At 69.3% G+C, this 23,263-nt stretch carries 14 protein-coding genes; 6 read left to right on the top strand and 8 right to left on the bottom strand.

The window, feature by feature from the left end:
* The first annotated feature begins 67 nt into the window (after window positions 1-67).
* A complete protein-coding gene (locus FZ033_RS21445) occupies window positions 68-679 on the top strand; it encodes a hypothetical protein (protein ID WP_149578106.1) in 612 nt (203 codons plus the stop codon).
* 73 nt (window positions 680-752) lie between these two features.
* Here the strand turns inward: FZ033_RS21445 and FZ033_RS21440 are convergent, their stop codons facing one another.
* From FZ033_RS21440 to FZ033_RS21425, 4 genes are all read right to left on the bottom strand, one after another.
* Complete coding sequence (locus FZ033_RS21440) at window positions 753-2,498, bottom strand: serine/threonine-protein kinase (protein ID WP_149578105.1); 1,746 nt, start codon at window positions 2,496-2,498, stop codon at window positions 753-755.
* 7 nt (window positions 2,499-2,505) lie between these two features.
* Complete coding sequence (locus tag FZ033_RS21435; protein ID WP_149578104.1) at window positions 2,506-3,408, bottom strand: protein phosphatase 2C domain-containing protein; 903 nt, start codon at window positions 3,406-3,408, stop codon at window positions 2,506-2,508.
* Window positions 3,409-3,421: 13 nt separating this feature from the next.
* On the bottom strand, window positions 3,422-5,233 hold the full coding sequence (locus FZ033_RS21430) for a trypsin-like peptidase domain-containing protein (protein WP_149578103.1): 1,812 nt from the start codon (window positions 5,231-5,233) through the stop codon (window positions 3,422-3,424).
* A 401-nt stretch (window positions 5,234-5,634) separates the two neighbouring features.
* Entirely contained in the window at window positions 5,635-6,006 is a 372-nt protein-coding gene (locus FZ033_RS21425; RefSeq protein ID WP_149578102.1) for an STAS domain-containing protein, read from the bottom strand.
* Window positions 6,007-6,252: 246 nt separating this feature from the next.
* On the opposite strand from FZ033_RS21425, the gene FZ033_RS21420 reads away from it, so the two are divergent.
* On the top strand, window positions 6,253-7,257 hold the full coding sequence (locus FZ033_RS21420) for a patatin-like phospholipase family protein (RefSeq protein WP_149578101.1): 1,005 nt from the start codon (window positions 6,253-6,255) through the stop codon (window positions 7,255-7,257).
* On the opposite strand, the gene FZ033_RS21415 is transcribed toward FZ033_RS21420, so the two are convergent.
* Both FZ033_RS21415 and FZ033_RS21410 read right to left on the bottom strand, forming a co-directional pair.
* Complete coding sequence (locus FZ033_RS21415) at window positions 7,252-8,796, bottom strand: MDR family MFS transporter (protein ID WP_188079618.1); 1,545 nt, start codon at window positions 8,794-8,796, stop codon at window positions 7,252-7,254. The two genes, FZ033_RS21420 and FZ033_RS21415, sit on opposite strands and share 6 nt — an antisense overlap.
* Window positions 8,793-9,614: an alpha/beta fold hydrolase gene (locus tag FZ033_RS21410; protein ID WP_149578099.1), complete on the bottom strand. Its 822-nt coding sequence runs from the start codon at window positions 9,612-9,614 to the stop codon at window positions 8,793-8,795. The genes FZ033_RS21415 and FZ033_RS21410 overlap by 4 nt, the downstream gene beginning before the upstream one ends.
* A gap of 142 nt (window positions 9,615-9,756) precedes the next feature.
* Between FZ033_RS21410 and FZ033_RS21405 the strand changes: the two genes are divergently transcribed.
* Window positions 9,757-11,049 carry a nucleotide disphospho-sugar-binding domain-containing protein gene (locus tag FZ033_RS21405; protein ID WP_149578098.1) on the top strand — a complete coding sequence of 431 codons (1,293 nt, stop codon included), beginning with the start codon at window positions 9,757-9,759 and terminating at the stop codon, window positions 11,047-11,049.
* Between the two features lie 17 nt (window positions 11,050-11,066).
* On the opposite strand, the gene FZ033_RS21400 is transcribed toward FZ033_RS21405, so the two are convergent.
* Entirely contained in the window at window positions 11,067-12,809 is a 1,743-nt protein-coding gene (locus tag FZ033_RS21400; protein WP_149578097.1) for an ABC1 kinase family protein, read from the bottom strand.
* Complete coding sequence (locus tag FZ033_RS21395) at window positions 12,809-14,344, bottom strand: HAL/PAL/TAL family ammonia-lyase (RefSeq protein ID WP_149578096.1); 1,536 nt, start codon at window positions 14,342-14,344, stop codon at window positions 12,809-12,811. The genes FZ033_RS21400 and FZ033_RS21395 overlap by 1 nt, the downstream gene beginning before the upstream one ends.
* A 302-nt stretch (window positions 14,345-14,646) precedes the next feature.
* Between FZ033_RS21395 and FZ033_RS21390 the strand changes: the two genes are divergently transcribed.
* The 3 genes from FZ033_RS21390 (at window position 14,647) to FZ033_RS21380 (ending at window position 23,257) form a co-directional block, all read left to right on the top strand.
* A complete protein-coding gene (locus FZ033_RS21390) occupies window positions 14,647-15,423 on the top strand; it encodes a thioesterase II family protein (protein ID WP_149578095.1) in 777 nt (258 codons plus the stop codon).
* A gap of 237 nt (window positions 15,424-15,660) precedes the next feature.
* Window positions 15,661-17,406 (top strand): AMP-binding protein, encoded by a 1,746-nt coding sequence (locus FZ033_RS21385; protein WP_149578094.1) that lies wholly within the window; start codon window positions 15,661-15,663, stop codon window positions 17,404-17,406.
* Window positions 17,407-17,413: 7 nt separating this feature from the next.
* Window positions 17,414-23,257, top strand: coding sequence for a type I polyketide synthase (locus tag FZ033_RS21380; RefSeq protein WP_149578093.1), 5,844 nt, complete (start codon window positions 17,414-17,416; stop codon window positions 23,255-23,257).
* Window positions 23,258-23,263 lie beyond the last annotated feature (6 nt).

The following is a 23,263-nucleotide window of genomic DNA, read 5'->3' as shown; positions in this document are numbered from 1 at the left end:
GGTTCCCGGGTGGGCTTCCCTCAAGTCAGGGCCCGACACCCCAGGCAAGGTCGCATCGAGGATGAACATGACCGACCACACCCCCGGCCCGGCGCCACAATCGCCTCCTTCCGCTGAAGAAGAGCTGCTTCAGGAGAGCTTGCGGCCGGTCTCCCGGCGGGCCCTGCTGGGCGGTGGGGTGGTTCTCGCGCTGGCGGCTCTTGTCCCAGAGACGGCGCAGGCCCTGCGCATTCCGCGTGGCCTGATGATGGTGCCGGGCATGCTGCGCATTCCCGCGCCCTCGCGCCGCGCGCCCTCGGGCGGATCGAGTTCCGGGCGCAGCCGGTCGAGCGGCGGATCGGGGAGCGCGTCGAAGAAATCGGGCTCGGGCTCGCGCAAGAACAGGAAGGATCAGGACGCCCCCAGCGATACGGCGGCGCGCGAACCCGGCGCGGGTGCTCGCGATCCCAAGGCACCGGCGGCCCGGACCACGGAGCCCGCGGCAAGCGGAGGCGCGAGTGTCTCGACCGGCCCATCGGGTCCAAGCGCGGGTCCTGGTCCCGCTGGCGGAGGATCGCCGTCCTCCGGTCCGCCGCAGATCGCCGGTGGCGGGGTCCCGGCTGCTGCCGGAGCCGGTGCGGGCGGCGCGGCAGCCGCCGCGACGGGTGGCCGCCAGGTGATCACCGACGGCGACTATTGAGCTGGATACTCGCCCTGCCTGGTGTCAGGGGTGGATGGTCTTCACCGTCATGACGGACGTGGGTCGGCCCCCATCATTTGGCGGGACCGCCCAAAGCTTCCAGCGCCTGCCGGGCGCGGGCATTGCCCTGCGCGGCAGCGAGGTCATACCAATAGCGCGCGGCGTTGCGGTCCGGATCGATGCCCTGGCCGTTCTCGAAGATCACGCCGAGATTGTATTGGGCTTCCGCGATGCCTTGCTGCGCGGCCTTGAGATACCAAGCCCGCGCCTCCTTGTAGTCGGGGGCGCCGAACCCCTTGCCCGTATAATAGAGGTTGCCGAGGCGCCACTGGGCCTTCGCCAAGTCCTTTTCCGCCGCCTGGCGATACTTGTAGGCGGCGGAAACGAAGCTCTGGCCGACGCCTTCGCCCTTCTCCAGCAGGAAGCCCAGCGTGTACAGCGCCTCCGCATTACCGGTTTCGGCGAGGCGGGAGGCGAGTTCATAGGCCCGGCCGTAGTCGCGGCGCTCCATGGCCTCGCCCATGGCGGACCGCAGGTCCGCCGGCGTCATGGCCGGTGGCGCCGTGGCGACCTTGGCCTCCGTGGTGGTGGTCGCGGCAGTGGTCGAAGATCGCGTGTTGCGATCGAAATACATGTTCTCGATCCGCGCGGCATTGCTGGCGGCGGCGCCGGTCGCGGCATTTCCCGTCGTGGCACGCCGTTCGCCGGTCGGGCGTGCCATATCGGTGCGCGGGGCGGGGACCGGCGTGGGGTCGCGGAAGATGTCCGCGACCACCACGCCCGCCACTGCGATGGCCGCCACGCCGCCGATGGCGAGCCCGCGCAGTTCGATCGGCATGGCCTTGAAGCGAAGCCATGCGGCGTTGAGCGCCGCCCGCAGGCGGCCCATGGGGCCGGGCGCGGGAAGCGGATATGGCGCGATGGTCTTGGAGGCGCCGCCAGAGGTGCTGGAGATGAGGCGCGTATAGTTCTGGATCACCCCGGTGGCTTCGGCGCGCAGGCTGGTGGCGCCTAATGCATCGCTGAACGCCCGGACGGTCGGGAAGCGCTGTTCCGGCTTCTTGGCGAGCGCCTGCAGGATGGCGCCCTCGGCCTTCACCGAAAGGCCGGGCACCTTGGGGATGAGGCGCTGCGGCTTGGTATTCACATGCGCCTGGATCAAATCGTAGTCGGTGTCCGCCGCGAACGGCGGGGCGCCGGAAAGTATTTCGTAGATCACGATGGCCAGGCTGTAGAGGTCGGAGCGCTCGTCGCCGGGGCTGCCGCGCAATTGCTCGGGCGCGATATAGGCCAGGGTGCCGATGATGGAGCCGTCGCGCGTCAGCCGCTGGCTGCCGGCCACCCGGGCGATGCCGAAATCCATGATCTTCACCCGGCCGTCATCGGTGATCATGAGGTTGGACGGCTTGATGTCGCGATGGATCACGCCCATGGAATGGGCATAGGCGAGGCCGTCCGCCACCTGCGCCACGATGGCGAGGCATTCCTGGACCGGCAGCGGACCACCGCGCTGCTGGAGCATGCTCTCCAGGGTGCGCCCGCGCACCAGCTCCATGATCATGTAGAGGTTGCTGCCCTCCGGATGGAGGGCATAGAGCGTCGCGATATTGGGGTGGTTGAGCCGGGCGAGGCTGCTGGCCTCGGCGCGGAAGCGATCGAGGAAGCTCGCGTCGTTCATCAGCTCCGGGCGCAGCGACTTGATGGCCACCTCGCGGCCCAGCATGGTGTCGCGGGCGGCATGGACGCGGCCATTGCCGCCCGATCCGAGCAGCGCGGTGATTTCGTAGTGGCCGATGTGTTCGGTGGTCGCCGTGGTCATGGTGCCCTCACAGCTTGATGCGCCGCGTGGCTCCTCGTGCGTCGCTGTCTTCCGCCAGGATCTCCTGCGGCACGATGCGCCGCGTGGTGCGGGCCGAGCCTCCGCGATCCGCACCTGCGCGATCCGACGCCGCCGGGGCCTCGATGGCGAAGACGCCGACCGAGATATTGTCGTAGCCACCCGCTGCCAGCGCCTGTTCCACCAGAGCGTCGCAGGCGTCGGTGGGGGGCAGGCGCTGCAGCACGGCGGCGATCTCGCTATCGGAGACGAGGTTCGACAGCCCGTCCGAGCACAGCAGCACCCGGTCGCCGTCCGCCAGCGGCAGCCCCTCGCTCCAGACCGCCGGATCGAGTTCCGCCCGCGAGCCGAGCGCCTTGACGATGACGTTGCCGTTGGGACTGGTCTCGGCTTCCTCCTTCGTCATCACGCCCTCGCGCACCAGCTGGGCGTTGAGGGAATGGTCCTCGCTGAGCTGGGTGAGTACGTCGCCGCGCAGGAGGTAGGCGCGGCTGTCCCCCGCATGGGCGAGGTAGAGCTTGCCGCCCACCATGGCCACGGCGGTGCAGGTGGTGCCCATGCCGCGGCATTCAGGATGGGCGTCCGCGTGCTCGATCACCGCCGTGTTGGCGGCCTCGAACGCCATGCGCAGGGTTTCCGGCACCGGCAGGCTGCTGCCGCAATAGATGCGCCGCACCACTTCGGCCGCGAGCGCGCTCGCCACCTCGCCCGCCGCATGGCCGCCCATTCCGTCGGCGACAAGGGCCAGCGTGCCCCATTGGTCCGACGAGCGCTCCTCCGGCGACGAGACGAAGACGACGCTGTCCTCGTTGCTGCTGCGCACCCGGCCCACATGGGTCAGCATGGCGCCGCGCGCGCGCAGGGCTGGGGCGGCATCGACGCGGGCAGTCATGGCGCGCCTCCCGTCACTGCGCGGCGCGCTGCGGCTGGAGCAGGTCGCGGCCATAGCGGATCGGAACGCCGAGGGTCACCCGCGCATCGCCGACCTTGCGGCCGTAGGTGTGCAGCCCGATCACCTTGCCCTCGGCATTGAACACCGGCCCGCCGCTGTTGCCGGGGCCGCTGGTGTTGATGCTCATCTGGAACACGTCGCCGCCGCTGGAGCGCGTGGTCTGGTCGCCCTCCCGCCGCGAGGCGCTGCCGAGGGCGGAGATGATGCCCTCGTTCACGCTGGGCTGCGGCACCAACTCGTCATGGACCCGCGAGGGCCCGCCGGCTTCGCGGGTGGTGAACTGGGTGTAGGTCTCCACCGACACCGCCGGATAGCCGAGGTCGATCACCTTCTGGCCCACCCGCAGCTCGTCGTTGGCGGAGATGTCGATCTTGTTCAGGGGCTGCGGGGAATCGATCTTGATGAGCGCCGCGTCGGCGTCGGACGAGGGCCGCACCAGGCTGGCGTTGATGCTCAGCCGGCTGCCGGCGAAGCGCGCCTCCAGATACTCGTTGCGGCCGATGAACACGCGCTTGGCGATGGAATTGTCGAGGCCGTCGATGGAGCCGATGGGGATGGCCACGTTAGGGTGGAACACCACGCCTCCCGCCTCCGGCACCCAGCGCCGCAGCCGGGAGGCTTCGTCGGAGGCTCCCTCGAGATTGATCATGGTCGCCTTGTCGCGCTTCTTGAAGGCGGCCGGCTGCTTGAGGTCGAACACGATGCCGTACTGGCCGACGGAGGCGTCGTAGGGAACCATCCAGCCGGCGGCCACGTGCTTGTTGGTGAGGATGAAGCCCTGCTCGCTGACCACGAAGCCGCTGCCCTCGCCGGCCTCGCCGATGCTCGGATTGCTGCGGTTCTCGTCGTCCAGCGTCAGCCAGCGCACCACGCCGAGGTCGCCGGGGAGGCGCACATAGGCGGGATAGGTCCGCCCGTCATAGACCACCGTCTTGTGGAAGATGGGCTTGCCGGTCTCCTGGTCGAAGACGCGCCATTGCAGGTAGATCTTCAGCACGGCATCGCCATACCGGCTGACGATCTGCTGCGCCGACATGCCGAGCTGCTGGGACAGGTTGGTGGAGGCTTCGGTCGCCACGCGCGCGTTGTCGCGGGCCTGGGCCTCGCGGATTTCGCCGAGTTCGTTGAGGTGGCGCCAGTAGAAGGCGCCGCCTACCAGCGCCACGAAGGCGACCACGCCGGCGAGCGAGGCCGCCCAGACCCGGCTGGTGCTGCGCCGCTCCTCGCCGAGCATGCGCATCACCGTTTCCTTACCGACGCCGGATTTGGGCGGCTCAGCGGTCGCGGCGGTGCTCGCCGTCACCTGTCCGGTCCTGTCGCCGTCGATCTGCCCGGTGGCGCCCACCGCGTTCACCACCCGCGTCGCGGTGGTGTCAACGGCGCTGATGACACGGGTGCGCGCGCTCATGGCCGGCGGGCGGGGCTGCACGTCGAACACGAATTTCGGCCCGTTCTTGCCGAGCTCTATGGTGTCCTCGGGCAGGAGTTCGGCATCCTCCTTCACCGGCTGGCCGTTGAGGAGCGTGCCGTTGCTGGAGTTGAGATCCACCAGCCGGAACGCGCTGTCGTCGTTGGCCGGGATGCGGATAGCGGCATGGTGGCGGCTGACCACGTCGTCGCGCTTGGCGTCGAAGGCGATGGTCGAGGCCGGATCGCGCCCGATGGTCACCTCCTGAAGGTCCTGGACCGGGATCTGCTCGATCTGATTGGCCTTGGAGCCGGACAGATGCCGGATGATGATCCGGTCGATGGATGCCGCGCTCATGCTGCCCCCCTTTCCTGTATGCCGGGCCGGGCTCCGCCGAAACGGCGAGATGACACCCTCGGCCAAGGCCATTGCTTACGCAGACAAGAATGGTCCGCAGGCGCCTTGCGCACTGGCCACGGCCGCAGCCTACGAGATGCAGGGTCAAGCTTGTAAAGCTGGACTGAGACCCTAGGACTGGTCCTAGGACTGAGGTGAAATGCGGCGTTATCGGAAGAATAGGAGGCGATGGTCACTTCATCGACGCGAAAAATAGACTGTGCTACCTCTTCCATCCTGCTTGGGCGCAGTGCAATCCTCCGCACGCGGCCTTTCCGCCGTGCGCGCGGCGGCCGTCCCATCGGGAAAATTTCCCGGCGATCCGCAAAAGTGCGTGATGATGAGGACGCCCGGCGCTTGCCTTATGCGGTCTGGGCGGGTCCGTCCGCAGGCGGCGGCTGGAAGCGGCCGAGGGCTTCGTCGAAGGTGTTGGCGAACTGGAACAGGTGCGCCAGTCCGCTGATGTCGAAGACCTGAAAGATGGTGTAGTGGACGGAGGAAAATACCACCTGCCCATTCTTGCCGGTGACGAGGCTGTGGTGGCGCCACAGCAGCCTGAGGCCGGAGCTGTTGATGTAGGTGACGCCGGCAAAGTCGATCAGCGTGTTGCTTCCGCCGGTCGCGAGCCAGCCGTCGAGCACCTCGCCCAGCTGGCCGCAGCCCAGCGTGTTCAGCTGGCCAGTCAGGTTCACGGTCAGGATGTCGCCGAGGGTGGCATGCTTGATGTCGAGCATCAGGCCTGGTCCTCCTTGCCCGGATACAAGCCAAGCGAGGGCGTGGGCCGTAGCGATACACCGTTGCGCAGGCCCATCCTCATTTCGTCCCTGTCACCTTGCGCCACCTTGGAGCCATGACACCTCGCAGGATGGCCCATCCCAAATCGCTCCCGCTCCATGACATGCTAACGTGAACCGACACGGAATCGGCAGGTTCAGGCCAGCCTCCGGGGGTTGTTAGCACAGACGGGGTTTCTCGGCTCCATGGCGCCTCTCAAGATCCTTTCGCTCGATGGCGGGACCCGGCCGCTGATCACCTGCCACCTGCTGCGGCGGCTGCTGGACCAGCAGCCCGGATTGCTGGAGGACGTGGATGCCTTCGCCGGGACCTCCGCCGGCGCCGTCACCTGCGCCATCATCGGCGTGTCCGATACGGTCCGCGAGGGGATCGAGCGCGCCATCGCATTCTGGCAGCTCTGGCACCCGTTCGAGGGGGCCGGGCCGTTCAGCCCGCGCACATTGGCGGCCATGTCCGGCCTGTCCGCCTTCCTGACCCACGAGAAGCTCTACCAGCACCTGCGGGAGCTTCTGGGCGAGGTGCGCCTGCGCGATGTCCGGCGCCGACTGCTGATGCCGGCGGTGGCCATCGACAACAAGGTAGGGCTGAAGGAATATCGCCACTGGTCCATCGAGATTCATCACAATCTCGGGGCGCAGGAGCTGCCGGTTTCGCCGCTGCTGGCCGACATCGCGCTTCACTCCAGTTCCATCCCGGTGCTGCATCCGGTGTTCCAGGGGCGGGTGGACGGCGGCCTTTATGCCAACAATCCCAGCATGTGCGCCCTCACCATGGCCATGGACTTCCTGACCGCCGACATCGCCACCACCATGATCCTCTCGGTCGGCCAGGGGCAGGCCAACAGCTACATGGCGCTGCCCGGCGGCGACGTGGGATACGGGGGCTGGCTGCTGAACATGGAGCGGCCGCTCGCCCTCATCAAGCTGGTGATGGAAGCCAATCTGCAGGCCACCACCTACCAGGCCAGCCGGATCCTGGAAGACCGGTTCGTGCGCCTCGATCCGTTTCTCGCCACCGACCTGGAGCCGGAGGCCTCCGTCCCGCCCGAGATCTTCAACCAGCGGCAGGAGGAGATGGCGGAACAGGCCGATATCACCGCCGCGCTTGCGCAACTGGAGGAGATCGGCTGGATCGAGGCTCCGGGGCCGGCTGAAACGGCAGCGCCGGGGGCCGGCGGGCCCGGTTCATGACTTGGGCCCGGGCAGGTTGGCCCCCAGCCGGTTGGCCACGTCGGACAATTCCTGCTCCGGCAGCAGCCGGATGAGCGCGAACGCCAGGGTAGCCACCACGCCGGCGGCGGCGAAGATGGTGACCATGGCGGACTGGTAGTCCGAAAGCACGACCAACTGCTCCGCCACGCTTAGCTGGGACAATTGCCCGAGCCCGATATTGTCCATGTCCTGCCGCCCGCCGCCGGTCGGCAATAGTCCACCCGCCTGCATGGCGAGGATGGCGCCTGCCACCGCGATGCCGAAGGCGCCTCCGAGGGAGCGGAAGAAGCCCGCGGTGGAGGTGGCGGTGCCGATGTCCTCGTGGGCCACCGCGTTCTGGTAGGCCACCGTCAGGCCGGGCATCAGCAGCCCGAGCCCGGTGCCGAGGGGGAACAAAAGCGCGCCAAGGAGGTAGGGGGAGGGCAGGGCATAGGCCGCGAGCGCCAGCGCGAACAGCGTCACGGTCGCGACGCCGACGCCGGTGACCGCGAACACCTTGTAGCGCCCGGTGCGCGTGATGGCCCGGCCGCCATACAGCAGCGACAGCATCAGCCCGGCGGCCGAGGGCACCATGGCGATGCCGGAGGCGGTGGGCGAGAGGCCACCGGCGAGTTGCAGGTACAGGGGCATGAAGGCGAGCGCGCCGAACACCGCGATGGTGACCAGCGTTGCGACGCTGGTGGCGATCAGCCAGACCCTGTTGCGCACCATGGCAAGGGGGATGAGGGGCTCCTTCACCTTGGCTTCGATCGGCCCCAGCAGCAGCGCCAGCACCACGGCGGCGACGGCGAGGCCGATGACAAGGGGGGAGGTCCAGCTGCCGTGGCTGCCCTGGTTCAGCGCCAGCAGCACGCAGCTGGTGGCGGCCATGATGACGACGAAGCCGAGAACATCGATGCGGTGGCTGGTGGTGCGTACGCCCGGCGGCAGGCCCATCCACAACAGGGTCAGGGCGGCGGCGCCCAGCGGCAGGTTCACGTAGAAGATCCAGCGCCAGGACCAGAATTCGGCGATGACGCCGCCCAGCGGCGGGCCGGCGAGGCTGGCGATGGTGAACACCGCGCCGAACAGGCCCTGGTAGCTGCCGCGCCGCCGCGGCGACACCAGGTCCGACATGGTGATCTGGGTGAGCGTCATCAGCCCGCCGGCGCCGATGCCCTGGATGGCGCGGCCGAGGATCAGCTGGTTCATGCTCTGGGCGAGCCCGCTGAAGGCCGATCCGGCGAGGAACAGCAGCACCGCGACGGTGAGCAGGGGCCGGCGGCCATACATGTCGCTCAGCTTGCCGTAGAGCGGGGTCGCGGCGGTACTGGTGAGAAGGAAGATGGTCAGCACCCAGGTCAGGCTGTCGAGGGCGCCGAACTCGCTGGAGATCAGCGGCAGGGCGGGCCCGACGATGTTGGCGTCGAGCGAACTCAGTGCCAGCACCAGCAGCAGCCCGGCCAGCACGCGGTGGAATTTTTCCGGCGGCAGCGCGATGGCGGCGTCGTCGCTTGCAGCGTAAGGCGGGCCGCTCACGAGAATGATCCTGTGGGCGATCCCGCCACCTCGGTCGGCGCCGTTGCGCCGGGGGCGGGAGAGGACCCGTCGCAGGCGGCACCGTCCGCTGCCGCAGCATCCGCCGCCTCGGCGCATGCGAGGAGCAGGCCGGCGACATCCTGCGGAACGTCGATCATGGCATCATGCCCGCTCGCCAGTTCCCGGATGGTGAAGCGCGGGTCCTTGGCGAGCTGTGCCGCCAGGTCCCGGAAGTCGGGCGCCGGGAAGCGCAGGGTGCAGGCATAGGCCAGCACCTCGATCTGCATCCAGGCGCCGGTCAGCACCGCCGGCTCGGTATAGGTGCGTAGGGCCTGGGGCACACAGCGCCGGTCGACCCAGGCCACGTCCTCGGGCGCGGCCAGGGCATAGAGGGCGGCGGGGGCCGGGGGCAGCACCGGGCCGCGCGGCGTCTCCACCACGCGGGAGACGATGGCCTCGCGGCGTTCGGGGCTATCGAGATCGAGCAGCGAGCGGCCATCCTGCGGCAGCAGGGCATCAAGGAAGACGAGGGCGCCGATCTTTTCCGGCACACGGTCCGCCACCTGTGTCGCCACCGCGCCGCCATAGCTGTGGGCGCACAGGATGACGCGGCTCAGCTCCTCGGCCTCGATCACCGCCAGCACGTCGGCCACATGGGTGGCGAGGCCCACGTCGGGTGAGAGCAGGTGGGCACGGTCGCCGAGGCCGGTGAGGGAGGGCGCGAACACGCAGTGCCCCTGGCCGGCCAGGATCGCGACCACGCGCCGCCAGCACCATCCGCCGTGCCAGGCACCGTGGACGAGGAGAAAATCAGCCATTGTCAGGATCTCGCCGGCAGCGATGATGTCGGGGCTAGGGTGGTTGCTATAGTCACACCAGTTGGGCCGCTTTCTCAAGGTGGGTTCGGGGGGCGCCGCGGCGTCATGTGCTGCGGACAGGGGCTGGAGCGGGGAGGGGGAGATGACGCCGCATATTCTGCTGATGGGTGAGGCAGTGACTCTGACCCATGTGGTCCGCCCCACCTTGCTCGCCGATGCGCTCCATGCTGCCGGCTATGGGGTGACGCTGGCGTGCGATCCGCGCTTCAACGCCCTCATAGGCCCGCGCCCCTACCGCACCATTGCCCTGAAATCCTCCATCGATCCCACGACCAGCACCGCGCTGCTGAAGCAGAACCAGCCGCTGTTCAGCGTCGAGACCTTCAACGCCTATGTGCGCGAGGACGTGCGCCTGATGCGGCTGGTGCAGCCGCAACTGGTGGTCGGTGACATGCGCCAGTCCCTCGCCATCAGCGCGCAGCTCACCAAGGTGCCTTATGTGAACATCATCAACGCCCACTGGAGCCCGTGGTCGGACGAGCCGTTCGCCCTGGTGAACCATCCGCTCTACAAGGTGCTGGGCCGCGAGACCGGGGACCGGCTGCTGTCGCTGCTGACGCCCGTCGGCTCCCTGATGATGGCGCTGCCAATCAACATCGCCGCCCTCAACAACGGGGTCACCCCCATCGGGGCGGGGCTCAGGGAGACCTTCTGCGCCGGGGACTATGTGGTCTATCCCGACATTCCGGAGCTGAGCCCCACCCGCGCCCTGCCGCCGAACCACCGCTACATCGGCCCCCTCGACTTCAGCCCGCAGATCGCGCCGCCGCCGTGGTGGGAGACGGTGCCGGACGACAAGCCGATCATCTATGTCAATCTCGGCAGCTCGGGCGAGCCGGCCCTCTTGGAGGCCATCCTGGCCGGGCTTGCCGACCTTCCGGTGACGGTGATCGCGGCGACCGCCCACCCCGGCGCCGCGCTGGCCGTGCCGGCCAATACCTTCGTCGCCGACTATCTGCCGGGGGATACGGCGGCCGCCCGTGCGGCGCTGGTGATCTGCAACGGCGGCGCCTCCAGCGGATGCCAGGCCCTGGTGGCGGGCACGCCCTTCCTCGGCATCGCCAGCAACACCGATCAATTGTCCTATTGCAAGATGGTGGCCAAGACCGGCGCAGCGGAAAACCTGCGGGAAGACGAGGTGACCGCCGAGCGCGTGCGCGAGACGGTGGCGCGCATGCTGGCGGCGCCGGGATACCGCGAGGCGGCCCAGCGCCTGAAGCAGGATTTCGCCCGCTATGATGCCAAGGCGAATTTCGTAGCCTTCGTAGGGGAGATTCTGGCGGCGCCGCTCAAAGCGTTTTCGAGCGAAGTGGGGACCGGTCCGCGTGAAGAAGACGCGTCAACGCAAGACTCAAGAGCGGCTTCCGTGAGCTGAGACGAACGGAAGTTGCTCTAGGAACGCTGGCTGATCAGCACCCCGGCCGCCACCACGGCGATGGCCAGCACCGCGAGCCCGGTGGGGGTGGTGACGATCTCGCCCTGCCGTCCCAGCAGCACCGCGCAGATCATGGCGCTGCCGGCCAGCACCGCGACGCCCAGCCGGTTGGCTGCGCGGGTGAGCTGGCGGATGTCGTCGCGGCGGCGGTCTGCGCCGTCGGTGCGGATGCGCAGCTTGCCGCGCTCCAGCGCGGTCAGAAGATTGTCGAGCCGCATGGGCAGCCGGACGGTGGCCGAGACGAGGCGCTTGAGCCGGTCTGAATCCGGCTTCAGTTCGTCCGCCACCAGCCGCTGGGCCAGCGGCATGAAGCGCTCGGCGGGATCGAAGGCGGCATCGATGCCCGCCACCGTCCCCGAGCAGATGCCCATGGCGCGGAAGACGAACAAAAGCTCCGCCTTCATCTTCATGGGCGAGTTATAGAGCAGGGTCTGGTATTCCTCGGACAGCTCGGCGAACGGCGTCAGGTCGCGCTTGCGCACCTGCCCCACCAAGGCGTGGGGAAACTTGTTGATCAGCGCCGCGGTCATGCGCTCCAGTTCGTCGAGGTCGGTGTCGGGCAACAGCAGGTCGCCCTCCACATAGGACTGGACGATGGTGTAGGCGTCGCGCGCCACCATGCCGGTGGCATAGGTGGTGAGCGACTGGCGCAGCCGCGCGGGGATCTCCACCGCCATGCCGAAATCGATGAACACCACCTGGAACGGCCGGTTGGTGACGTGCGGAATGTGCACCCGCCCCGAGGCGAGGCTGGAGGGCGACCAGTGCGCCGCGCTCTCGCCGTCTGCCGCCAGCGGCCGCACGAACAAATTGCCCGGGTGCGGATCGGCATGGACGAAGCCGTGCCGGAACACCTGGTCGAGATAGCAATCCATCAGCTTGCTGGCGACGCGACGGCGGTCGATGCCGGCGGCCTCAAAGCCCAGCACGTCGTGGATAGGGAAATAGGACACATCCTCCATGGTCAGGGTGCGCCGGCCGCTGCGGGACCAGTAGATGGTGGGGGTGTGGATGGCGGGGTCGTGGGCGAACTCGCGGGCGAAGCGCTCGCAGTTGCGGGCCTCCGCGACGAGGTCCAGCTCGCGATAGGTCACCGCCGAGAATTCGCTGGCCAGAAGGTCGAGATCCACCCGGCGGCGGATGCTCTCCAGCCGCTTCAACTGGCGGATGAACTGGCCGACGATTTCCAGGTCGCTGGCGACGATGGCCTCGATGCCCGGCCGCAGCACCTTCACCACCACCGGCTGGCCCTCCGGCAGCACCGCCCGGTGCGCCTGGCCGAGCGAGGCCGCGCCGATGGGTACCGGCTCGAAGCTGCGGTAGAGGCCGGTGATGGGGAGGAGAAAGTCCGCCTCGATCTGCGCGATGATCTGAGGGCCGGGCACGGGGGGCACCGCGTCGCGCAGGTCCGCCATCACGTGGGTGACCTCCTCGGGCAGGAGGTCGACGCGGGCGCTGACATACTGGCCGAGCTTGATGAGCACGCCGCCGAGGCGCTCGGCCTCGCGGCGATATTGGCGGGCGAGGGCGGCCCAGCGTGGGGCCGGCGGGCGGCGGAACCGCTTCAGCGGTCCCCGCGTCATCACGATGTCCCAGAAGAAGATGTGGAGCGCGATGCGCAGGAACAGCCGCCGGACCGCGCGGGCCCGCTGCTGGTTGGTCAAGGCGGGCGCGGCCGGGGACAGCGTCGGCTGGGGCATCAGTTGAAGTCCAGGGGCAGGGTGCGCCGCTGGATCATCTCCTTGACCATGGCGATGTCGCCGTCCTGCCGCCGGTCGCGATCGTTGAAGGACACCTTTGCCCGCACCGCGTCGCGCAGCAGCCGGCTGCGGACATGGCAGCCCTCGCCCCGGCGCAGGTCCACCGCCTGCACCAGCGCCAAGAGGCAGATGGCCGCCACCGTCTCGGTCAGCTCCAGCACGCGCAGGCTGTCACGGGCAGCGATCGTGCTCATGCTGACCTTGTCCTGGTTGTGGTTCTCGGTGCTGCGGCTGAAGACGCTGGCCGGCATGGTTGCCTTCAACGCTTCCGCGGTCAATGCGGACGCCGCGATCTGCATAGCCTTGAAGCCATGGTGCGCCCGGTGCCCATCGCCGTCGGCGCCCACCAGGTTTTCCGGCAGCCCGTTGCTGGTGACGGCGGAACAGATGAGCGCGAGCTGGCGGTCCAGGAGATCGGCGATGTTGGCGGTGGCGTTCTTCAGACCATCGGCCACGAAGCAGGCGTGGCCGCCATAGAAATTGCCGCCGAACAGCGGGTCGCCGGTCTCCGGATCGATCAGCGGGTTGTCTGAGGCGCCGTTCAGCTCGGTCTCGATCCAGGGCTTCATCCAGTCCAGCGCGTCGATCAGCACCCCCACCACATGGGGCGCGCAGCGGATGGAATAGCGATCCTGCAGCCGGCCCTGGTGCACTGTGCCGGGCTGGTACTCGATATCCTGGGCGATCCAGGAGGCGCACAGCATCTGGCCGGGATGGGGCTTGGCGGCGAAGATGCGCGGATCGAAATGGGCGGGGTTGCCTTGCGTCACGTCGCTGGCGAGCGCGGTGAGCGCCGCCGCCAGCCGGGCCAGCCAGCGGGCGCGCTCGAAGGCGAGGGCCGTCAGCGCCACCGAGACGCTGGTGCCGTTCATGATGGCGAGGCTTTCCTTGGGCGCCAGCGCGATGGGGGTGATGCCCGCCGCGCGCATGGCCTCGGCCGCCGGAACGATCTGGGCGCCGCTGTAGACCTCGCGCTCGCCCATGACCATGGCCGCCACATAGGAGAGGGGGGTCAGGTCGCCGCTCGCCCCCACCGAGCCCTCGCTGGGGATGACCGGGAGAATGCGGTGGTCGAGCAGGGTCGCGAGGCGCTCCACCACCTCGAACCGCACCCCCGACCAGCCCGCGGACAAGGAGGCGATGCGCGCCAGCAGTACGGCCGCCGCCTCGGTTTCCGAGAACAGGGCCCCGGTGCCGCAGCCGTGGAAGCGCACGAGGTTCAACGACAATTCATCGGTCAGGTGCACCGGCACCTCGGTGACCACCGATTCGCCAAATCCCGTCGTCACGCCGTAGATCCGTTCGCCCGAGGCGATCCGCTGCCGGAGCAGGTCGGAGCCGGCCTCGATGCGCTGGCGGAATGCAGCAGAGCCATCCAGCGTAACGCGGCTCGTGCCCTGGGCCACCGCCCAGACATCAGCCGGCGAAAGGCGCTGCGCGCCGACGAGGATCACAGGGGTCCGGTGAACGTTCATAGGGCTTGATTCACTCGATGCGGCGCGGCCTGGGGCGCGAGACTAGAGCGCGATCCGAGCAAATTGAACCAGTTTGCGCGGTGAATCGCGCTCTAAATCAGAGATGGAGAACGCGACATCGGGCGGCCGGGGCCAAGATTGCGTTGCGGTGTGATCGGCGGCGGGGATATCTGTTCATCTGTGGGCAAATCGGTGGCACCGAAGGGCCGTCCGAGCCGCAGGATTTGCGATGACCGTCCGGAAAGCCAGGGGCTCGCGTTGCAATATTATACCGCCGTCACCCTCCCTTCTGTTGCCGTCAGATGACTGCCGAACCGTCACCCTGGTTTCTGGGGGGCACGACGCGGGGCGTGCGTCGGCTTCGCCTGTTCTGCCTTCCCTTCGCGGGCGGCAATGCAAGCGCTTATTCTTCATGGCAGGCGGCCATCGATCCCGCCATCGAGGTGGTGCCGGTCCAACTGCCGGGCCACGGCGGGCGGATCCGCGAGGCGCCGTTCCAGACCATGGACGAGATGGCGCAGGGGCTGGCCGATGCGATGGTGCGTCGGCTCGATTTGCCTTACGCCTTGTTCGGCCACAGCATGGGCGCGCTCCTCGCCTTTGAAACCCTGCGGCGGCTGAGGGCGCGGGGGGCCTTGATGCCGGCGGCGCTGTTCGTGTCGGCGCGCCGCGCGCCCCATTTGCCGCCGTCCCGTCCACCGCTGCACCTGCTGTCCGAGGCCGAGCTCATCGGCGAACTGCGCGCCCTGAACGGGACGCCCGACGTGGTGCTGGGGGATCGCGAACTGCTGGACCTGCTGCTGCCGGTGATCCGAGCCGATCTCAAGGCGGTTGAAACCTACCGTTTCCGGGAGGCGCAGGCTTTCGATTGTCCCATCCATGCCTTCGGCGGCGTGGGGGATTCGATCCCGGAAGAGGATTTGCGGGCTTGGTCGCGACACTCGACCTCCGGGTTCAGCCTGAGGATGTATGCGGGTGATCATTTTTATTTGAATGACCATCGCATGCCGCTGCTGCGGGCCCTGGAATCTGTGTGTCAGATGACCCATCGAGCGACTCATGGGGAAGCCCTGTCTTGACCCGCCGGGGCGTGTCGATGGCGCGCCCACGCCTTGACATTCGTCCTCATCCCAAAGGGGGCACGGGCGGGGTAGACAGAGCTGGTCCGCCAGGATGGAACAGGCGTGGTGCGGTCTGTGCACGATGTGTGTCGCTTGACGCCGGCGTGGCCGGTTTGTAGCGTTGCTGTAAAATGATAACAACTTGAGTTAAAAGACATTTTCTTGGGATCGAACGTCTAGATCGGGGGCGATTTCTTGAACGTCGCCAGCATTTTCGCCCACATGCCCGGCGACAGGCCCTGCCTGTTGTTCGACGGCGCGACTCAGTCCTATGCCCATGTCCGGGCCCGGGCCGCCGGCGTGCGCGCCCGGCTTCAGGCCGAAGGCATCGGGCGCGGGGATTTCGTCGCGCTGGTGCTGCCCAATGGGCCAGACTTCGTCGCCAGCTACCTTGGCGTGCTGAGCCTCGGGGCCGTGGCGGTCTGCATCAATCCCATGCTCGCGGAAGCCGAAACCGCCTTCATCCTCGCCGACAGCGCATGCCGGCTTGCCCTGGCGGAGGGGGATGTGGCCGCGCGGCTGTCCCTCAGCGGCCTGCCCGTGCTCGATGCCGGGACCGCCGCCGCCGGGGCATGGGCGGTGGAGGATGTGGCGGACGAGCATCCCGCCGTCGTCGTCTATTCCTCCGGCACATCGGGGCGGCCCAAGGGGGTGATGCTGTCGCACGGCAACGTGGCGTTCACCGCCCGCTCCAAGGTGCGCTACATGGGTGTCACCGGCGCCGACCGGCTGCTCTTGTTCCTGCCGCTGCACCATTGCTTCGGTCAGAACGCCATCCTTTTGCCGGGCCTCTTCGCCGGCGCCTGCGTGGTGCTCCAGCGCCGGTTCGACCGCGCGGCGGTGCTTCAATCGCTGCGCACGGATGGCGTGACCATGGTGTTCGGCGTCCCCACCACCTTCCTCGCGCTGGAAGGCCGCATCACGCCGGCCGACTGTCCCGCCGTGCGCTACTGGTTTTCCGCCGCCGCCCCCCTGCCGCTGGAGGTGGAGGGGCGCTGGCACCGGCACATGGGCCTACCCATCCATCAAGGCTACGGCCAGACCGAGTGCTCGCCCTTCGCCACCTACAACCACACCCACAATCTGCGGCGCGGCAAGGTCGGCACCGCCATCGAAGGCGTGGACCTGCGCATCGTCGATCCCGCCGATGGCCGCGAGCTGCCGCCGGGCGAGGCGGGGGAGATCGTGCTGCGCGGCCGCAACGTCATGCTGGGCTACCTGAACCGACCGGAGGATACTGCGAAGGCCATCCGTCAGGGCTGGCTGCACACCGGCGACATCGGCCGGCTGGATGCCGACGGCTATCTCTCAGTGGAGGACCGGCTGACGGACCTCATCATCGTCGGCGGCCGCAATGTCTATCCCGCCGAGGTGGAGAATGCGCTGTACAGCCACCCCGCCGTGGCCGAGGCGGCGGTGTATGGCGTCGCCGACCCGTTCCTCGGCGAGGAGGTCTGGGCCAATGTGGTCCTGAAGCCCGGCGCCGCTGTCGGCGCGCAGGAGCTGGAGGCGATCTGCCGGCGCACCCTCGCAGCCTACAAAGTGCCCACCGCCTTCGCCTTTGTGGATGCCCTGCCGCGCAACCCCACGGGCAAGATCCTGAAGCGCGAGCTGCGCGCCGCCGCCGCCCGGCCGGCGGCTCAAGACCAGGCGCGCGGCGCGGATCTCGAAGGGTTCCGCCTTGAAGCCTGGGTGCGCGACTGGCTCGGCCGTCATCTCAACCTGTCCCCCGGCGCCATCGAGCGCGATCGCGCTTTCGCCGAATACGGGCTGGATTCGGTGCTGGGCGTCGCGCTGGCGCGGGAGCTGGCCGCGCCGCTCGGTCGTCCCGTGGACCTGACCGTGGTGTGGGAGGCGTCCACCCTCGCCGGGCTACTGGCGCGCCTGAGCGAACCCGTCGCCGCCTCCGCCGGGGCCTGCGCCGTTCCCGTGGCGACATAGCCAGGCCATGGCGGAGCCCCTGACATTGCGCGACGGCCTCTCGCAGGCTCGGGCTTCCGCCCAGGGGGAGCCTATCGCCATTGTCGCCGCCGGCTGCCGTTTTCCCGGTGGCGCCAACGATCTGGACGCTTACTGGCGTCTGCTGCACGAGGGGCGCGACGCGGTGCGCCCCGTGCCCGCCGACCGCTGGGACGTGGACGATCCCAGTGCCGGCCGGGCCTATGCGCGGGACATGGCCAGCCTCGACGACATCGCGGGCTTCGACGCCAGCTTCTTCGGCATCTCACCGCGCGAGGCGGCGTCCATGGACCCGCAGCACCGCTTGCTGCTGGAAGTGGCATGGGAGGCGGTGGAGCGCGCCGCCTGGTCGCCGCAGGCTTTGGCCGGGTCGAGCACCGGCGTGTTCGTCGGCATCTATTCCGACGATTATACCCAGGAGCGGCTCTATCGCCGCGCGGCGGACCAGATCGACGGCCATGCCGGCCTTGCCATGATGCGCAGCCTCGCCGCCGGCCGCATCGCCTATGCGCTGGACCTTCACGGCCCCGCCATGGCGCTGGATGCGGCCTGCGCTTCCTCCTTGCTCGCCATCCATCTTGCCTGCCGCAGCCTGCGGGCGGGGGAGTGCGACCGGGCGCTGGCGGGCGGGGTCAACCTCATCCTGTCGCCACAGATCACGCTGGGGCTGTGCCAGATGAAGGCGCTCTCGCCCACCGGGCGCTGCCGTACCTTCAGCGCCGATGCCGATGGCTTCGTGCGGGGCGAGGGCTGTGGCGTGGTGGCCCTGCGCCGGCTTGATGACGCGGTGCGCGACGGCGATCCTGTCCTGGCGGTGATCCGGGGCTCGGCGGTGAATCATGACGGGCGCAGCAACGGCATTTCCGCGCCCAACGGTGCCGCACAGCAGGCGGTGATCCGCGCCGCGCTGGCAGACGCCGGCATCCCCGCCCGCTCGGTCGGCTTCGTGGAGGCCCACGGCACCGGGACCATTCTGGGCGACCCTATCGAATTGCGCGCGCTGGGCGCCGTCTATGGGGCGGATCGCGCCGCGCCGTTGCTGGTGGGATCGGCGAAGACCAATTTCGGCCATCTGGAAGCGGCCGCCGGGGTGGCGGGCTTCCTCAAGGTGGTACTGGCGCTGTGTCATGGGGAAGTGCCGCCGAACCTGCATTTCTCGGCCCCCAACCCTTATGTCCCGTGGGACGCCCTCGGCCTCTGCGTGCCCACCGCACCCGTCGCTTTCTCGGCCGATGGGCCGTTGCGCGGCGCGGTGAGCGCCTTCGGCATGAGCGGCACCAATGCCCATGTGATCCTGGAAGCCGCGCCGGCGTTGGCGGAAGCGCCCGTACCGCGCCGGTCCGGCTACATCGCCGCCCTGTCCGCCAAGAGCGAGTCGGCGCTGCGGGCGCTGGCGGCCCGGCAGGCGCAGGGTCTCGCGAGGCGGCCTGAGGCCGATCCCGGCGCGGTGGCGCTGACCCTGAATGCCGGGCGCGGCCGCTTTCCGGTGCGCGCCGCCGTGGCGTTCGCCGGCATTGGAGAACTGGCCGGCAAGCTGGAGCATTTGGCGGACATCGCCATCGCGCCGGCGCGCCGGCCGCAGGTGCTGTTTGCCTGCGCCGATGGCGACGGCCTGCCTTCCGATGGCGCTCGCGCCCTGATGGCGAGCGATCCGGCCTTCGCCGCCGCGGTCGCGTCCTGCACTGAAGCGGGCCTTCCGCCTGCGCCGTCCGGCCCGGTGGCGGCTTTCGTGAGGGCCTATGCGCTGGCTGCCCTGTGGCGCAGCTGGGGCGTGGTTCCCGACCGCATCGTCGGACAGGGGGCCGGCGAGGTGGTCGCCGCATGCCTTGCTGACGTCCTCTCGCTGGCAGATGCCGGCGTCCTGCTGCGCGCCCGGCAGGCGGCGCTGGGGCGCGCCGATGTGGAGGCAGGGCGGCTCGATTTCATCGCCGCCGCGCGCGGCCTCGCCCTGAAGCCGCCCACGGTGCCCCTGGTGTCGGGCCTGCTCGGCCGCGAGGTTGCCGCCGAGGTCACCAGCCCTGCTTACTGGTGGGCCCAGCTGACGAGCGCCCCCGCCCAGGCGGCGGAAGCGGCGCCGGACACGTTCGTGATCCCCATCGCGCCCTCCGGAGCCGTTTGGGCGGACATTGCCCCGCGTCTTGCCGCCGCGCATCTGGCGGGGCTCGATCCGGATTGGGCGGCGGTGGACGCGCCGCTCCGGCGGCTGTCGCTGCCCACATATCCGTTCGAGCGCGCCACCTGTTTCATCCCCCGCCCTGATACGGTTTCGGCGCATGCGCCACGCGGCCTTGCCGGCAGCCGCGTTGACCTCGCCGGACGCGACGAGGTGCGCTTCAATCTTACCCTCGGCGGCGAACGGCTGTGCTTCCTGCTCGACCACCGGTTCGGCGGCCGGGCGACCTTCCCCATGGCCGCCTTCGCCGAGGTCGCGCTGCAGAACGGGTGGGCCGCTCTGGGGTCCGGCGCCGGGGTAGAGGATCTGGCGATCCTTCGGCCGCTGCTGCTGCCCGACCGGGGCGGGGTGGAGGTGCAGACTGTCGTCGGCGCCGATGGGGCATGGCAGGTGTTCGCGCGCGACCCGGACGGCGTCTGGACCCTTCATGCAACTGCAAACATCGCCTCCGCGCCGACGCCTGAACCGGCATGGGACGCCGGCCTGTCCGCCTCCACCGCCCCCACGCCGGGCGCGGCCATCTATGGCGGGCTGACGCAGTTCGGCTTCGACTATCGCCCGGCCTTTCGCGGCCTGAAGGACCTCGCGATGATCGCGGAGGGCGTCATTGCCCATGCGGAGCTGCCGAAGGAAAGCGGCAGCGCCGCCGACTATCTCATCCACCCCGCGCTTCTCGATGCGTGCCTCGTCGCCTCAAGCGCGATCCTGCCGCAACTGGGGCCGGGCGTGACCTGGATGCCGAGGGGCATCGGGCGGGTGGCGGTGTTCGCCCCGGCCGGCGCTGCGGTTACCTCGACGCTGCGCTTGAGAGATGATCCCGCCGCGCGGACCTGCCATGTGGATCTGATCCTGCGCGATGGCGCGGGGCAACTGGTAGCGCAGCTCGACGGTGTGGCTTTCGCCCGGATCGCCCATGGCGCCGCCGTGGAGGACGAAGGCCTCGCCACCCAACCGGAACTGCTGCGCCTGCGCTGGCAACGGGCGGACCTGTCCGGCATGCCTGCGCCGCGCCTGTTCGCGCTTATGGGCGACGATGCGGCGCTGGTGCGCCAACTGGCGGATGCGCTGGCGGCACGTGGGCAGGTGGTGGCGGATCATCCAACCCCATGGGCCTCCAGCGCGGATGCCCTCGCCGGCTGGATTTCCGACGTACGGGCAAGGGCGCCGGACGGCTGCTGCCATATGGTCTATCTCGCGACCACGCCGGCCGATCCCGGCGCGGCGGAGGTGCCGGCCTCCCACATCGGCCTGCTGCGGTTGGTTCAGGCGGCGGGCCGCTCGGTCCATCGCGCCACGCTGCGGTTGGATGTGGTGACGTACGGCACCCAGCGCGTGGCGGGAGAGCCGGTGACCGGCGTGGCGGAGGCCGGCCTGTGGGGCCTGTCGCGGGTGGCGGCGGCGGAATATCCCGACCTCGGCCAGACCCGCATCGATCTCGACCCCGAGGCGGGGGAGGCGGAGCTTGCCGATCTCGCCGCCTGCCTCGTCGCCGCGCCGCCGGGCGAGGACCTGGCTCTGCGCCGGGGCGCGTGCTTCACGGCACGGCTGGTGGCCGATCGCCCGGCCGAGCCGGAGCATCCCATTGAACTCCCGCAGTTCGACGGCCGTCCGCCCGGCGACGGCGAAGTCATCATCGACGTGGTGGCGAGCGGTCTCAATTTCCGCGACGTGCTGCACGGCATGGGCCTGTTGCCCGACAGCGCCGACAACATGCCCTATGGGCTGGAATGCGCCGGCGTCATCGCCGCCGTGGGGCCGGGCGTCGATGGCCTTGCCGTGAACATGCCGGTGATGGCCGGCCTCACCGTGGGCAGCCTTGCCGGGCGTGTGCGGGTGCCGGCGGCGTTCGTGGTGCCGAAGCCGGAGAGCCTGTCGTTCCGCGATGCGGCCACCTTGCCGCTGGCCTTCCTCACGGCCCATTACGCCCTCGACCGCCTGGCCGGGCTGAAGCGCGGCGAGCGGGTGCTGATCCACGCGGCGGCGGGTGGCGTCGGGCAGGCGGCGATCCAGGTGGCGCAACGGGCCGGGGCGGAAATCTTCGCCACCGCCAGCCCCGCCAAATGGGGCCATCTGCGCCGCCATGGCGTGACCCACCTGTTCAACTCGCGCACCGCCGACTTCGCCGATGAGATCCGCCGTCGCACCGGCGGGCGGGGCGTGGACGTGGTGCTGAACAGCCTTTCCGGCGAAGCCATCGCCGAGAGTTTCGCGGCGCTGGCCGATGGCGGCCGCTTCGTCGAGATCGGCAAGATGGGCATCTGGAACGCGGCCGATGTGGCGGCGCTCGGCCGGAACATCGCCTACCACCCCTTCGACCTATGGGATATCAAGCAGGACCAAGGCCTTATCGCGCAGATGATGGGTGAGATGCTCGCTCGCCTTGCCGATGGCACGCTGGTGCCGCTGCGCTCCGAGCTGTTCGGTATTGAGGATGCCGGCGCGGCGTTCCAGCACATGGCCCGGGCGCGGCACATGGGCAAGATCGTGCTGTGGCAGGCGGCGGCGCCGGCCGGCGACATGGTGCGGGGTGACGCGACCTTCCTCGTCACCGGTGGGCTTGGCGCACTTGGCCTTCATGCGGCGTCCTGGCTGGTGCGCCATGGCGCGCGCAGCATCGCCCTGGTGGGCCGCAGCGCGCCGGGCGAGGCGGCGCGGGAGGCCGTGGAGGCGTTGCGCCGGACCGGGGCGCGGGTGGAGGTCTTCCGGGCGGACGTGGGTGAGCCGGCAGAGGTGGACCGTCTGCTGGCGGCCGTGCGGGAAAAAATGCCGCCCCTGCGCGGACTTATCCATGCCGCCGGCGTGCTCGACGACGCCTTGCTGGTGAACCAGAGCCCGGCGCATTTCGCTCGCGTGCTCCCGCCCAAGCTGCGGGCGGCGTGGCTGCTGCACCGGGCGACCCTCGACGAGCCCCTGGAAATGTTCATTCTCTATGCTTCTGCGTCCGGCCTGCTGGGGCTGCCGGGGCAGGCCAATTACGCCGCCGCCAACACCGCCCTGGACGCCCTCGCCGAGCATCGCGCCAGCCTTGGCCTGCCCGCGCAAGCCATCGACTGGGGGCCGTGGGAGGGGGCGGGAATGGCTCAAACGCTGGATTCCGACGGCATGGGCCGGATCTCGCCCGCCGCCGGGGCGGCGGTGCTGGGGCAGCTCATGGCACGCCGCCCCGGGCATGTGGCGGTGCTGCCCACCGGCTGGCAGGCCGGGCTGAGGAAAGGCCTTGCTCCAACAGGACTTTTGGCAGGGTTCGCCGCCGCCATGCCGGCACAGGATGGGGGGCCGGCGGCCCCGCCGTTCCGCGCCCGGCTGGAGGCGGCGGGGACGGAGGAACGGGCGCGCCTGCTGCGCGCTCATGTCCGGCAACTTGTTGCCACAGCACTCGAATTTCCCGCGCCAGAGGCGGTGGACCCGGCGCGGCCGCTGGAGGACATGGGCTTTGATTCCCTCATGAACATGGAACTCAAGGCGGCGCTGGAGAAGGATCTGGGCGTCTTGCTCAAGGCCACCCTTGCCTACGATTATCCGAGCATCGACGCCCTGGTGCGCCACCTTGCCGAGGAGGTGCTGGCCTGGCGCGAGGAGGCCTCCGCCGCGCCCCCCGCCGAGCCGCAGGACGATGCCGAAAGCGCGCTCCTCGCCGAGCTCAACGCGTTGAAATATTGAGGCTTC

The sequence above is a fragment of the Xanthobacter oligotrophicus genome, assembly GCF_008364685.1.
GTDB classification, from domain to species: domain Bacteria; phylum Pseudomonadota; class Alphaproteobacteria; order Rhizobiales; family Xanthobacteraceae; genus Xanthobacter; species Xanthobacter oligotrophicus.
This window is presented reverse-complemented; position numbering and strand designations above follow the sequence as displayed.

What these genes read in the sequence shown, in the direction of transcription:
- FZ033_RS21445 (WP_149578106.1), top strand. Translation starts at nt 68, where the DNA reads ATGACCGACCACACCCCCGGCCCGGCGCCACAATCGCCTCCTTCCGCT.
- FZ033_RS21440 (WP_149578105.1), bottom strand. Translation starts at nt 2,498, where the DNA reads ATGACCACGGCGACCACCGAACACATCGGCCACTACGAAATCACCGCG.
- FZ033_RS21435 (WP_149578104.1), bottom strand. Translation starts at nt 3,408, where the DNA reads ATGACTGCCCGCGTCGATGCCGCCCCAGCCCTGCGCGCGCGCGGCGCC.
- FZ033_RS21430 (WP_149578103.1), bottom strand. Translation starts at nt 5,233, where the DNA reads ATGAGCGCGGCATCCATCGACCGGATCATCATCCGGCATCTGTCCGGC.
- FZ033_RS21425 (WP_149578102.1), bottom strand. Translation starts at nt 6,006, where the DNA reads ATGCTCGACATCAAGCATGCCACCCTCGGCGACATCCTGACCGTGAAC.
- FZ033_RS21420 (WP_149578101.1), top strand. Translation starts at nt 6,253, where the DNA reads ATGGCGCCTCTCAAGATCCTTTCGCTCGATGGCGGGACCCGGCCGCTG.
- FZ033_RS21410 (WP_149578099.1), bottom strand. Translation starts at nt 9,614, where the DNA reads ATGGCTGATTTTCTCCTCGTCCACGGTGCCTGGCACGGCGGATGGTGC.
- FZ033_RS21405 (WP_149578098.1), top strand. Translation starts at nt 9,757, where the DNA reads ATGACGCCGCATATTCTGCTGATGGGTGAGGCAGTGACTCTGACCCAT.
- FZ033_RS21400 (WP_149578097.1), bottom strand. Translation starts at nt 12,809, where the DNA reads ATGCCCCAGCCGACGCTGTCCCCGGCCGCGCCCGCCTTGACCAACCAG.
- FZ033_RS21395 (WP_149578096.1), bottom strand. Translation starts at nt 14,344, where the DNA reads ATGAACGTTCACCGGACCCCTGTGATCCTCGTCGGCGCGCAGCGCCTT.
- FZ033_RS21390 (WP_149578095.1), top strand. Translation starts at nt 14,647, where the DNA reads ATGACTGCCGAACCGTCACCCTGGTTTCTGGGGGGCACGACGCGGGGC.
- FZ033_RS21380 (WP_149578093.1), top strand. Translation starts at nt 17,414, where the DNA reads ATGGCGGAGCCCCTGACATTGCGCGACGGCCTCTCGCAGGCTCGGGCT.